Origin of the sequence: Geomonas subterranea, assembly GCF_019063845.1 — a bacterium.
In the GTDB taxonomy this organism is placed as follows: domain Bacteria; phylum Desulfobacterota; class Desulfuromonadia; order Geobacterales; family Geobacteraceae; genus Geomonas; species Geomonas subterranea.
In genome coordinates this window covers 2,678,663-2,691,794 of record NZ_CP077683.1, presented here as the reverse complement: position 1 = coordinate 2,691,794, position 13,132 = coordinate 2,678,663, and the positions used below count along the sequence as shown (strand labels likewise).

At 62.6% G+C, this 13,132-nt stretch carries 10 protein-coding genes; 5 read left to right on the top strand and 5 right to left on the bottom strand.

Annotated features, from left to right (window positions below):
- Positions 1-3 precede the first annotated feature (3 nt).
- Positions 4-996, bottom strand: coding sequence for a hopanoid-associated sugar epimerase (gene hpnA / locus KP001_RS11690; RefSeq protein WP_217285822.1), 993 nt, complete (start codon positions 994-996; stop codon positions 4-6).
- A gap of 9 nt (positions 997-1,005) precedes the next feature.
- On the bottom strand, positions 1,006-3,048 hold the full coding sequence (gene shc, locus KP001_RS11685) for a squalene--hopene cyclase (protein ID WP_217285821.1): 2,043 nt from the start codon (positions 3,046-3,048) through the stop codon (positions 1,006-1,008).
- A gap of 232 nt (positions 3,049-3,280) precedes the next feature.
- On the opposite strand from shc, the gene KP001_RS11680 reads away from it, so the two are divergent.
- From KP001_RS11680 to hpnI, 3 genes are all read left to right on the top strand, one after another.
- Positions 3,281-5,932, top strand: a complete 2,652-nt coding sequence (locus KP001_RS11680) for an MMPL family transporter (protein ID WP_217285820.1) — start codon at positions 3,281-3,283, stop codon at positions 5,930-5,932.
- A gap of 427 nt (positions 5,933-6,359) precedes the next feature.
- Positions 6,360-6,947 carry a tRNA 5-(aminomethyl)-2-thiouridylate-methyltransferase MnmM gene (gene mnmM, locus KP001_RS11675; RefSeq protein ID WP_239027764.1) on the top strand — a complete coding sequence of 196 codons (588 nt, stop codon included), beginning with the start codon at positions 6,360-6,362 and terminating at the stop codon, positions 6,945-6,947.
- A complete protein-coding gene (hpnI, locus tag KP001_RS11670) occupies positions 6,947-8,200 on the top strand; it encodes a bacteriohopanetetrol glucosamine biosynthesis glycosyltransferase HpnI (RefSeq protein ID WP_217285818.1) in 1,254 nt (417 codons plus the stop codon). The genes mnmM and hpnI overlap by 1 nt, the downstream gene beginning before the upstream one ends.
- Before the next feature lie 129 nt (positions 8,201-8,329).
- On the opposite strand, the gene KP001_RS11665 is transcribed toward hpnI, so the two are convergent.
- The 3 genes from KP001_RS11665 to KP001_RS11655 form a co-directional block, all read right to left on the bottom strand.
- Positions 8,330-8,542: a DUF2905 domain-containing protein gene (locus KP001_RS11665; RefSeq protein WP_216500391.1), complete on the bottom strand. Its 213-nt coding sequence runs from the start codon at positions 8,540-8,542 to the stop codon at positions 8,330-8,332.
- A gap of 247 nt (positions 8,543-8,789) precedes the next feature.
- Complete coding sequence (locus tag KP001_RS11660) at positions 8,790-9,320, bottom strand: epoxyqueuosine reductase QueH (RefSeq protein WP_217285817.1); 531 nt, start codon at positions 9,318-9,320, stop codon at positions 8,790-8,792.
- A gap of 8 nt (positions 9,321-9,328) precedes the next feature.
- Complete coding sequence (locus KP001_RS11655) at positions 9,329-11,161, bottom strand: cytochrome C (RefSeq protein ID WP_217285816.1); 1,833 nt, start codon at positions 11,159-11,161, stop codon at positions 9,329-9,331.
- A 244-nt stretch (positions 11,162-11,405) separates the two neighbouring features.
- On the opposite strand from KP001_RS11655, the gene KP001_RS11650 reads away from it, so the two are divergent.
- Together KP001_RS11650 and KP001_RS11645 are read left to right on the top strand one after the other, a co-directional pair.
- Positions 11,406-12,710 (top strand): OprO/OprP family phosphate-selective porin, encoded by a 1,305-nt coding sequence (locus tag KP001_RS11650; protein WP_217285815.1) that lies wholly within the window; start codon positions 11,406-11,408, stop codon positions 12,708-12,710.
- A gap of 62 nt (positions 12,711-12,772) precedes the next feature.
- Complete coding sequence (locus KP001_RS11645; RefSeq protein WP_217285814.1) at positions 12,773-13,132, top strand: cytochrome C; 360 nt, start codon at positions 12,773-12,775, stop codon at positions 13,130-13,132.

Here is a 13,132-nt window from a genome sequence, read left to right as displayed (position 1 = left end):
TGGCTAACGGTTTTGTATGTAGCCGTTGTCTTTGAACCACTTCACCGCGCGCTCCAGGGCGTCTTCCACGGGAGTCTGCGGCACCCCCAGTTCGGCCTGCGCCTTGGCGGAGTCGAAATACATGAACTTCCGCGCCATCTGCACGCCCGCCAGCGGGATGAGCGGTTCGCGACGGGTGACCAGGGACAGCGCATGGTTCGCGTAGGCGGCCATCAGTATCGGGTAGTAGGGAAGCTTCACCCGGGGCGCCTTCAGCCCGGTCAACGCCGACAGCATCTCGAAGATCCCCGCGAGCGTCAGGTTGCGGTTCCCCAGGATGTACTTCTGCCCGATCCTTCCCTTCTGCGCCGCGAGGAGGTGCCCCCGTGCGCACGCCTCGACGTCTATCAGGTTCAGTCCGGTGTCGAGGTAGGCGGGCATCTTCCCGTTCAAAAAGTCGACGATGATCTTTCCCGTGGGGGTCGGCTTCACATCCATGGGCCCGACCGGCGTCGACGGGTTGACGATCACCAGCGGCAGCCCCTTGTCGAGGTACGACTCCGCCGCGCGCTCGGCCAGGAACTTGCTCTTCTTGTAATCCCCGACCATGTCGTTGAAATCGACCGGGGTCTCCTCGTTGCCGGGGGTACCGTCGCCGGGATTCCCCAGGGTCCCCACGCTGCTTGTGTAAACCACCTTGCCTACACCGGCCGCGAGTGCTGCGGAAAGGATGTTGCGGGTGCCGAGCACGTTGGCGTCGTACATGGCCTGCGGCGTCCTGGTCCAGAGACGGTAGTCGGCGGCGGCATGGAAGAGGAGGTCACATCCCGACAGCGCGGTGACCAGCGCCTGGCGGTCGGAGAGATCCCCCTCGTGCAGCTCGAGGTCGAGCCCGGCCAGGTTGCGCCGGTCCGAGCCGCGCCGCACCAGCACGCGCACCCGGTACCCGTCCTTCAGGAGCTCGCGCACGATGCTCGCGCCGATGAAACCGGTGGCTCCGGTGACGAAGGCCCTCATACGCCGCCGTTACTCCGCAGCGCCGGTCAGGGTCCGGTAGGTCCCCAGCGCCATGAGCGGGAAGCAGTTGCGGTAGATGTGGTACTTGATCATGAAGTACTTGGGGAACCCGGTCCCGGTGTACTGCGTCTCGTCCCAGGTTCCGTCCTGCTTCTGCGTCGAGATCAGGTACTGGATGCCGCGCACCACGGTGGATGACTGCGCCTCGCCGGCCGCCATCAGGCCCAGGAGTGCCCACCCGGTCTGCGATGCCGTGCTTTCCCCCATCCCCGCCAGGGTAGCGTCGTGGTAGGATTCGCAGGTCTCGCCCCAGCCGCCGTCGATGTTCTGGCGCGACTTGATCCAGTTGACCGCCTTCTTTATGTAGGGCTCCTCCATGTTCTCGCCGATGGCGGCGAGCCCGCAGAGCACGCTCCAGGTTCCGTAGAGGTAGTTCACCCCCCAGCGTCCCCACCACGGACCTTCCGGCTCCTGGTTCTTCTTCAGGAACTCCAGGGCGCGCTGCGCAGCCGGGTAGGTGATGGGATAGCCGAAGGTCCCCATCAGTTCCAGCATCCGGCCGGTGAGGTCGGCCGTGGGGGGGTCGATGAGCGCCTCGAGGTCGGCGAAGGGGATCTTGTTCAGGATGTGCCTGGTGTTGTCCTTGTCGAAGGCGCCCCAGCCGCCGTTTTTGCTCTGCATCCCCAGGCACCAGTTGATGCCCCTCTTCACGGCCTCGTTCATCGCCTTGCGGTCCTTCACCTCGATCCCCTTCAGGGCGATCATGACGAAGCCGGAGTCGTCGACGTCGGGGTACCAGTCGTTGATGAATTCGAAGGCCCAGCCGCCGGGCTCGAGGTCGGGTGACTTGATCTTCCAGTCCCCGGGTCTTCTCACCTCGCGGTCCAAAAGCCATTGCGCGCCCTTCACCAGGGAGGGGTGGTCCGACGGCACACCCGAATCGACGAGCGCCTTGAGGGCGAGCGCCGTGTCCCACACCGGCGAGACGCAGGACTGCAGGACGAGATGGTCGTCGGTCTCTATGCAGAAGTGCTCCAGCGCCTTCAGCCCCTGGGCCACGGCGGGGTGCCCGTTATCATAGCCAAGAACGCTCAGTGCGAGCACCGCGTTCAGCATGGCCGGCTGGATCCCGCCCCAGTCCCCGGACTCCTCCTGGTGCTCCAGCAGCCACTCTTCCGCCTTGGCCATCGCCCGCTTCCGGAAGGGACGGATGGGGCTTCTCTCGTAGACCTTGAGCATGTGGTCCAGGCCGATGAAGAAGTTCTTCCAGGTGAGGATCCCTTCTTCCTTGGTGAAGGTGTAGTCGATGGCGCGCGGCGGCCGCACGAACAGTTCCTGCACCCTCTGCGCCGGGGGAAGCTTGTGCACCGGCCGCTTGAACATCACGATGGAGAGCGGGATGATGGTCGCCCTGGCCCAGCTGGAGAACTCGTAGATGTTGATGTAGGCCCAGTTCGGGAGCAGGTTCAGCTCTACCGGCATGCTGGGGACGCCGAGCCAGTCAAATTCGCCGAACAGCGCCAGGAAGATCTTGGTGAAGACGCGCGACTTGATCACCCCTCCCTTGGAGAGGATGAAGGCGCGCGCCTTCTGGAGTGCCGGGTGCTCGGCGGGGTACCCCGCGAGCTTCAGGGCGAAGTAGGCCTCGATGGTGGTGGAAAGGTCGCCGGGACCGCCGTAGTAGATGGTCCAGAATCCCTCCTCGGTCTGTTTGGAGAGGAGGTAGTTGCTCATCTTGCGCTCGCGCTCGTGATCAACAAGCCCGAGGAAGTGGAGCAGCATTATATATTCCGCCGTTATGGTGACATTGGATTCAAGCTCGGCCCACCAGTAACCTTTGGGAAGCTGTTCACGAAAGAAGAAGTCGCGGCTGCCTTCAATAGCGTGGTCGAGGGGGCTCTTTGCCTTGCCCGGCTTACTCTTCCAGAGTGCGGGGGGGAACTGATGGACGGTCGCCCCTGCCTTGTGTTCGACGTTCAGTTCAGGTTCACTGACGGTGCCGTTGAATGAGGTGAGTGCATGTGATATGGGGTGTTTGAAGGGGGACGTCACCACATACTCCTTTCTGCCGGATTGGGACAGTTTAACCCAGTCTAGCTGCTTTACTCATAGTTACAAGGCTGGAAATCTACCATGTATTTGTGAAAAGGTACACTGTTTTTTCCTGGTATTGAATTTTTTTCCTAATGAAAACAATGATTTTGCTCGGTGCGGTTGATTGTGCGCCCGGTGTGTGCTAGGTTGCAGGGGCTTAATTTTGTATGCGGAAAAGGTCAATGATCCTATGAATGAAGCCCCCAAAACGAGTCTTTTGTTCTCCCTGGCGTCGCGCCGCCCCTGGCTGGTGCTTACCTTCGCGCTACTGTTGTCCGTTCTCTCCATCTGGCTCACCGCCCAGCGCATGGAGTTTCTCACCGGCCGCGACGACCTGATGCCGCAGAACACCTCCTTCAATCGCGACTACCGCGCCTTCCGCGCCGAGTTCGGCAGTACCGAGGACATCGTGGTGGTGATCGAGGGGGAGGACGCCGACAAGGTGGGGAGCTTCGGGAGCCGTCTGCACGACGCGCTGGTGAGGGACAAGGCGCACTTCTCCGATGTCTTCTATCCCTTCGCGCTCCCCTATTTCCGGGACAACGGCCTTCTGTTCATGCCTTTGGAGGACATCAAGGAGCTGCGCCGCAACTTGACCTTGGCGGCGCCGGCCCTGCGGGCGCTCTCCGCGTCCCCCTCGGTGCAGACGCTCTTCACCCACATGACCGGCAGCATCGGGCGCTACCTGGCCGGCGACGAGAAGGAGCTCCCGGGAATACTGTTCATGCTGGACAAGCTGGGGGCCGGCTTCACCACCTTCGGTACCGGGAAGGGGGGCGTCCCCTCGATGGAAAGCGTCTTCATGAATCCCGATTCCGCCTTTGCGCGCGCGGGACGCCAGCAGATACTGACCGCGCTCCCGGTGCGGGACATGACCGGGTTCGTCCCTGCCAAGGCGGCGATAGCCGTCGTCCGCGCCGAGGTGGCCCGCCTGAAGGCACTCCCCGAATTCAAGGGGGTGAGCGTGGGGCTCACCGGGACCCCGGTGCTGGAGCACGAGGAGATGACCACCAGTGAAAAGGACATCACCATGGCGACGGTGGTCTCCCTGGTGCTGACGGTGGTCCTGCTCCTCTTCGCCTTCCGCGGGGTGCTTAACGTCTTTGCCGCCATGGTTTCACTGCTGGTCGCCATCTCCCTCTCGTTCGGCTTCGCCACCGTCGCTGTCGGGCACCTGAACATCCTCTCCATGGTGTTTGCCGTAATGTTGATCGGCATCGGCATCGAGTACGGCATCCAGGTGGTGCTGCGCTACCAGGAGGAGCTGCAACTGGGGGCGGGGGAAATGGTCGCGCTGGAAACGGGAGTGACGAGGAACGTCTGGGCCATCGTCATGGCCGCAGCCACCGTCGCAGCCGCTTTCCTCACCTTCGTTTTCACCGACTTCCGCGGTATTGCCGAACTGGGCATCATCGCCGCCGGCGGTGTCGTCATCTGCGTCCTGGTCACCTTCACCGTGCTTCCCGCTTTGCTGGTGATCCTCACCCGGTACCGCAAGGCCCGCACCCCCGCAACGGCGGCACGCCCGGGCGAGCACGGGGTGCTGGCGCGTCTCATGTTCGGCCGGCCGAAGCTGGTGATCGCCCTGACGCTCGCCCTGTGCGTCGCCTCGCTCTATCCCCTCTCCCGGGTCTCCTTCGACTACAACCTCATGAACCTGCAGGCCAAGGGGCTGGAGTCGGTGACCTACGCCTACAAGCTGATGAGAAGCAAGGAGAACAGCGGCTACTTCGCCGTGGTCATGGCCGATAACGCCGCGGATGCCCAGGCGAAGACGGCCAGGCTGGAGCGGCTGCCGAGCGTCGACCACGTGGTGAGCCTGAACACCCTGGTGCCGGACCATCAGCAGGAGAAGCTTGCGGAGCTTGCCGCGCTGCGCGCGGAGCTTGCCGACGTGAAGCCCGTTCCGTACGAGGAGAGCCTCTCCCTCATGGAGCTCCCCAAGGTGTTCGAGTCCTTCAGAAACGCCGCCGTGTCGCTCAAGGAGCGGCTGGAGCAGAACCGCCGCCCGGAGGCGAAGCAGGCCGCCGCCTTCGTGGCGACCCTGGACAAGTTTTTCGCGGGTTTGGAAAAGGAAAGGGACAAGAACGCGGTGGGGATGCTCCAGGATTTCCAAGGGGGGATGTTCAAGGAGCTTCCGGCAAAGCTCGAGCTCCTGAAGCAGAGCCTCGCGGCCAGGGCGGTCACCGAGGCGGACGTGCCCAGGGAGCTCCGTTCCCGTTTCGTGGGCAAGACCGGGAAGCTCATGCTGCAGGTTGCCCCCAAGGGGGAGATCTTCAACCGCGAGCCGCTCAAGAACTTCGTGGACGAGGTGAGGAGCGTCGATCCTCATGCCACCGGGGAACCGGTGATGGTGTACGAATCCATGACCATCATGCGCGACTCCTATCGCCTCGCCTTCATCTACGCCTTCGTCGCCATCGTGGGGATACTCCTTATCGCCTTTAGGAGCGTGAAGTACGCGCTCATCGGGCTGGTGCCGCTGCTGGTGGGGCTTTTGTTCATGGTGAGCGGCATGTGGCTCTTCGGGATCAGCTTCAACTCGGCCAACATAATCGTCATGCCGCTCGTTTTGGGGATAGCGGTCGATTCGGGGATCTACATCATCAACCGGTACCGGCGCGAGGAGGGGAGCGCGGCGGGCGTCATCCTCAGTTCCACCGGGGTCGGGGTGCTGCTGAACACGCTTACCATCATGGCCAGCTTCGGCGCGCTCATGGTGGCGCGGCACCAGGGGGTGTTCAGCATCGGCGCGGTGATGTCGCTTGGGATGGTCGCCTGCCAGATAGCGTTCATGGTCACCCTCCCGGCGGTGCTGACGCTGGCGGGGAAAAAACGCTAGACCCAAAAGCTTTGGCCACGGAGAAAATCTGAGGAAATCCGAGAAAACCAAAGACGTGGGTGAACGGCACAACACCGTAGGGGCGAATAATCATTCGCCCGTCCGCTCTTGAGGTGAGGGATTGTCTTGGCCACAAGGGGCTGCCTTCGCGGCCGGGCCCTCACCCCTGCCCTCTCCCGGAGGGCGAGGGGGGGTATGGTCGTTTGGGGGTACTGTGGGGATGGCTGGCAACAGGGCTCAATCTATTACGCCCAGGCCGGCCCTCACCCCTGCCCCTCTCCCGGGGGCGAGGGGGGGGATGGTCGTTTGGGGGTACTGTGGGGATGGCTGGCAACAGGGCTCAATCTATTACGCCCAGGCCGGCCCTCACCCCTGCCCCTCTCCCGGAGGGCGAGGGGGTGTATGGCTATGGTCTTTTGGGGGTACTGTGGGGAAGGCTGGCAACAAGGCTGAATCTTTACGCGGTGCGGTGCCGCTTTCGCATTACTTTCTGAGGGAGCGGGTGCGTCCGGGGAACCTTGTGCTGGACGCCACCTGCGGCAACGGCCTCGATACCCTGCTGCTCGCGGATCTGGTCGGGGAGGGGGGGACGGTCTGGGCCTTCGACGTGCAGCCGCAGGCCATCAACGCCACCCGCCAACTGCTGGAGCGGGAAGGACGGCTGGCTCAGGTGCGACTCGTCGAGGTCGGGCACGAGCGGCTCGCCGACTTCGTGCCGCAGGGGATAACCGCCGCCGCCTTCAACTTGGGCTACCTCCCCGGGGGGGACACGGGCCTCATCACCGATCCGGCCAATACCGTGGCCGCGCTGGGGCAGGCTGCGGAACTCCTGGCCCCGCGCGGGATCGTCACCATCGCCCTCTACACCGGCCATGCCGGCGGCCCCGAGGAGGCTGCCGCGGTTGAGCAGTGGGCCGCCACTCTTCACCCGGGACGCTTCAACGTCTGGCGCCACCGGCAACTGAACCGACCGGACACCGCACCGTACCTGGTGCTGGTGGAAAGGATCCGCTGATGCTGCGCCAAGCCCTCCCGTTCCTCGCCATCGCACCTTCCCTCGCTTACGCCGCGATCACGCTTCACTGCGGCCGCAGCTTCTTCGCTGCGTCCGCCGGGCTGCCGGACTACGCGCCGCCGGTCTCCATCCTGAAACCGGTGCGGGGCGTGGACGGCGACAGCTTCGAAAACTTTTCCTTTTTCTGCCGGCAGGACTACCCCTGCTACCAGATCGTCTTCGCCGTCGCCTCTCACGACGACCCCGTGATTCCCATCATCCGGCAGCTGATGCAGACCTACCGGGAAACGGATATCGAGCTGGTTATCGACCCGGCCATCCACGGGGCCAACTACAAGGTCTGCAACCTTATGCACGCCTACGCGAAGGCGAAGCATCCGCTGCTGGTGGTCTGTGACAGCGACATCAGGGTGGAGGATCAGTACCTGCGCCAGGTCTGCGCCCCCTTCGCCGACCCTGAGGTCGGACTGGTGACTTCGCTGTACCGAAGCTCCGAGGTGAAAGGGACCGGCTGCGCCATCGAGGCGCTCGGTTTTTGCTGCGAGATGATACCCAACGTGATGGCTGCGCTGAAACTGGAGGGGCTTTCGTTCGCACTGGGGGCGTCGATGGCGGTGCGCCGGGAGGCGCTGGAGCGGATCGGAGGCTTCGAGGCACTGGTCGACTATCTCGCTGACGACTACCAGTTGGGGAACATGATCCACAGGGCCGGCTATCGCTTGGAGCTATCGCCGTACTTCGTGGAAAGCATGATGCGCGGGGACGAGAGACTCTCCGAGCTCCTGTCGCGACAGCTGCGCTGGGGGCGCACCATGCGGGTTTCCCGGCCGGGAGGGTATCTGGCTTCCGGCATCACGCTCCCGTTTCCGGGGGCGCTTGTAGCGCTGCTGCTCTCGGGATTCACGGCGGCGGGATGGCTGGCGGCGGCGCTCCTTTACCTAGTGCGGGCGGCCGTTTGCACCACGTACAGCCGGCTATTGGTGCAGGACCGACTCCTGCCGCGCTGGCTTTGGCTCCTGCCGCTGCGGGACGCGCTTTCTTTCGGCGTCTGGGCGCTGTCGCTCATCGGAAACCGGGTGCGCTGGCGCGGGGATCTGTTCCTGCTGGAGAAGGGGGGACGGATAGTGCCGGTGGGAGAAAAAGCAAATCCCCCTGTCCCCCCTTCGCAAAGGGGGGGACGCGGGTTCGCGTGCAGCGGACTAAACGTACAGTTTCTCTCTGGATACGGAGGAACCTCTGCACGGTGGGCGTAATGGAAATCCCTTGACGGATGGTGCACCGTTCCCTCCCCCGGAGGGGGAGGGCCAGTGAGGGGGAGCATTAAAGAGACGGCAGCCGCTTCCTCCCTCCGGAGAGGGGAGCGGTGGACGAGGGGGGCTGCTTTACCTGCGGAACAGCCAGAGGATGAAGGAGAGCACCAGCGAGATGATGATGCTGGTGGCGAGCGGGAAGTAGAAAGTGAAGTTCTCCTTCTTCACGTAGATGTCGCCCGGCAGCCGTCCCAGCCACGGGATACGGCCGGCGAGGGTGAAGAGCGCGCCGATGGCGGCGATGATAAGGCCGAGGATGATGAGGGATTTGCCAAAGGAGGGCATGAGAGTCCTTTGTTGTCTGGTGGATCCGGGCCCTGACGGGGAACAGAGTCTGTTCCGGCGACGATGCCCCTCCCGTCAAGGGACCTGTAGGGGCGAATAATCATTCGCCCCCCGTGCCGCAGCGTCTATTTTGCCATAGCAGCGGTAGGGGCACGAGCGGCTGGGCGAATAATCATTCGCCCCTACAAAATTGAAAAGGGGACAGGCACCTGCGGAGCCTGTCCCCTTTTAGGTTTCCCCTGAGTCGCTATTTCCTGACGTAGCGTTCCTTCTCGCTGTAGATGCAGCCGCAGTATTTCTGGCGGTACAGCCCCATCTCCTTGGAGAGGTTGATCCCCTCCTGCCAGCCGGTACGGAAGTCTTCGTAGTGGAATTCCACGCCGTAGCGCTCGCCCAGTTTGACACCGAGTTCGCGGATCATCTGCTGGTTTTGATAGCGGCTGTAAAGCAGGGTCGATGTGAATCTCTTGAAACCAAGTTCCGCCGCGCTCCGCGCGGCCTCCTCCAAACGGGAGCGGTAGCAGTAGGCGCAGCGCCCCTGCGGCTCGCCCGCCACGTTGGAAAGAAACTCCTCCAGGAGGTATTCCTCCCGGTACAGCACCTCAAGTTCCACCAGCTTCGAGTAGGTCTTCAGCGCTTCCATGCGCAGCTTGTACTCGGTGTACGGGTGGATGTTGTGGTTGAAGAAGAGCCCCGTGACGTCGAGCCCGGCGGACCTCAGCTCCTTCACCGGGTAGATGGCGCACGGGGCGCAGCATATGTGCAGCAGTATCTTCATGGCTTGCCCTACGGGCGTGCCCCGCCGGGTCCGCCCATGAGGTAATGGATGGCGGCCGCTTTGACCGGGTCGAGCAGCGCGGCGTACGGGACGGTCGGAAGCTGTGCCGGAACGAAATACACTCCCGCCCTCAGCGGATTGCTGAGAGATACCTTGCCGGTCCTGTCGTCAACTGCCAGGGTTGCGTTGTTGATCGCAGCTTCGACATCGTTGTCGAGAACGCCGTTGCTCAGCCAGTCGATCGAGTCGTAGATGAGGCGCTTGGTGTACAGGTGGTTGTGCGCGAAGGCACCGGGGTCGTTCTGCAGCAGGCTCGAGTTGAAGAAGGCCCCCATGGTGTTCGCGCCGCCGCCGGGGAAGGCCGCGTTGTAGTCGGAGTTCTTGTTCGCCAGGGGACGCACCTTGGAACGCGCGGGGTTGAGGGTGTTGGTCGGCAGCGTGGAATCCGTCTTCAGGACGTTCAGCATGGCGAGTGCCGCGGCGTATCCGTCCTTCTCCTCTTGCAGGACGGCCGCAGTCATCTGTACCGGGTCACCGGTGTGGCAGTGGGCGCACGCCGTGCTGACGATGGAGGATATCCTGCCGGCGCCGTCCTTCTCCACCGGGAGAAAACCGTGCGGGGACGGAGTTTTCATGTGGCAGGTGACACAGGGACCGTCGTAGCCGGTGCCGTGCTCGTTGGCCACGCCGATTTTCCCGTGGAGGAACCTGGCCGGGACGTAGGATCTGCCGGTGAACTCGTAGCCTCCGGTGCGGAGTGTAAGGAGAGCGGCGGCGCGGTCGTGGGCTCCGGGGGCGTTGGTGTTGCTGAAGTCCATCCCGGCGGCCACTGCGTCATAGATCATGGAACCGATGCCGCGGCCGGAATGGCAGGGGACGCAGACGTTGGAGTCGGTCACGTTGGGGTAGGCTATCACCTTGTTGTTGAGCTTTACGGTCGGGGAACTGTTGGCGGACGAGAAGTTGTAGTATCCGTTGTAAGCTGGTACTGCGCGGGTCGCCCAGCTGTAGGCCCGGCCTTCTCCGTTGTCATGGCAGACGTTGCAGGCGGTGACTTCCCTGGACTTGTCCGGCGAGGGGGTGTCCGCAGGCTGCAAGAGACCGGCCGCGACTTTGACCGGGTAGTTCTGCACCACCGCGAAGCCGGGACCCGCGAAGGGTTTCAGGTCGGTGAAGCCGCTGGTCACGAAGTTGACGTACCCGGTGGAGGTGTGGCAGCGGACGCAGTAGTACTGGAAGGTCAGGTTTACCGGTTCGTAGCTGCCGCGGGTCTTGAAATCGTAGCGGGTTCGCGCGCCGGAGAGGACGTCGCCGTGCCCGGACTGAGCCCACTCGGCGTTGGCGGACATCGCTGTGGTCGGGTCGTGCGGGTTGTGGCACTTGCGGCAGTTGCCGACGTAATTGGAACTGACGTACGAGGCGCGGCTGGCGCCCGTATCGGTCGTGTTGCCGTAATGCTGCGGCGCGAGCCTCATCTGGATGTCATCGGGGTGCGCGAGCCCGTGGCATTTGTTGCACTTGCCGACCGCGTCGGGGTTCTTGGTGGCTACGCCGCTTCCTCCCCCGTGGCATTTGGAACAGGATTCCGGGTGGCCGGGGTGGGGCTCGTGACAGTCGGCGCATCCCGCACCGTTGTTGAGGTTGTGCGTGGAATTCATCCACTCCTGCACGATCAATGCTTTGGTGCCCGGTGATTCCGACCTGGCGTGGCAGTCGGAGCTCATGCACTTCTGGGACTGGGCCAGCTTCGAGACCCCGGTTTCGTTGTTGGCGGAACCACCTCCGCACCCCGCCGCCAGGAGCGTAGTGAGAATGAGGAAAACAAGGCTTTTTAGCAGCATAGCAGGCCCTCCCTGAGATTTAAGACGCTACCTTATAACATTTTCTATAGCAAAAAAGTAGAGAAAAATGAGTGTTAGCTCACAGCCGCCCTGACAGCCTTTTTGTTAAGTTGACTTCACTTCGGCAATATTGTATTAATCATCAGTCCGAGTGCGCCAACTATGCATTTGGCGAGGGATTGAGCCGCTGAAATAGTGTTAGCGTAATCTAATATATATGTTGATTGCATGTGGGGGACCAACTATGTTTCTGAAAAAGCAAACTGCAGCGGTCATGTTCCTTCTCGGTATCTCCTGTGCTCCTCTGCTGGCTCCGGGCACGGCAAACGCCATCCCGGCTTTCAGCCGGCAGCACAAGACCGAATGTTCCACCTGTCACACAATTTATCCCGAGCTCAACGAGTTCGGCGACGCCTTCCTGAAAAACGGATACGTTTATCCTCACAAGAAGGAGGGCGCGAAGGGGGGCGCTCAGGGCGCCGAACCGGGCAACGAGTGGTCCGTCATCTCGGGCCTGCCCCAGCAGTTACCGGTCTCGCTTACCGCGAGCGCTGACCTCGCCTATGACGAGGATGCCGCGGACGGAAACAAGCTCGATCTTTCCACCAGGTCGATCACGCTGCAGGCCGGGGGCTCCTTCCGCGACCTCTTTGGTTTCTTCGCCACGTACAATCTCTACTCTCAGGGGATGCAGCGGGCCTCGTCGCTCTTAAACCCCGCCAACAACACCAATGTCCCCCCGGGAAATGATCCCGATCTCGACGAGTTGTTCCTTGTCTGGCGCCAAGCCTTCGGCTCCCCTGTCAACGTGAAGGTGGGGCGCTTCGAACCCAAGCTTTCCATGTGGAAGAAGAGTAACCGCATCCTTCCGGTTCCCTCCTATGCCTCCACCACCTACCGCGTCGGCCTCTCCCCTTTCAGCAGCGATGCCACCGAGGACGGCGTGGAGTTGAACGCCCTGCTGGGTAACCGCCTCTTCGTCGCTGCCGGCGTCGTGGATCGAAACGGCCAGGACCGGGAAGACGGCTACGGACATATCTCGCTCAAAATCGGCGGCACCGACCTGAAAGGGAAGGAACCCGAAGTCGACCTGGAGAAGGACAGCGTGTGGGACTTCCTGAGCGTCACCCTGGGCGGGTTCGGCTACTGGGGCCAAAACGGTGAGTTCAACGCCAACGGCGTCGCGCAGAACCTCAACAACTTCCGCAGGATAGGCGCGGAGGCGGACATCCTTTACCAACGGCTGCACCTTAAGGGAAGCGGCAGTTTCGGGCGCGATTCCAACCCCGAATTCGCATCGTTCGATGCGGTCGTGGACAGCAAAGCCTATACCCTCGAGGGTGAATACTACCTGGGCGCACCGGTGAACCTCGTCCCGCTTTTCCGCTACGAGTACCTTAACGCCGGTTACGGAACCATCAAACGCCTGACCCCGGCCATCGCCTACTCCCCGCTGCAGAACGTGCGGATGTCGGTTGAATACACCCACAGCATTGCCCCGGAAGGAACAGGCAACATCGCCTTTGCTTCCATCGCCTTCAGCTTGTAGCTGAGGGGCCGGACATGCCCAAACGGCGGCTGCCGCCGCCGACAATATTTGGAGGACCTATTATGAAGAAGCTCGTTGTTACCATGCTCCTTGTTGCCGCAACAGCTACCACCGCCCATGCCGGCCTCAGGGTCGTCGGCAAAGGCGACGCCATGCGTCTCGACCCGACCAGCTTCCCGCCGGCCATGAAGGCCAATTACGAGATCGTGCGCGTGAAGTGCGTCAAGTGCCACACCCTGGAGCGCACCATCGTCGCCATCCAGACCGGCGTGGCCCCCATCTCCGGGCAGCCTTTCGACCGCAACGCCACCAAGGCCTACGGCATCAAGATGCTCAGAAAGCCTGACTCCAACATGAACAAGGCCGAAGTGAAGGCCTCCGTCGAGCTGATGAACTACCTCCTCACCGAAGCGGAGAAGTAA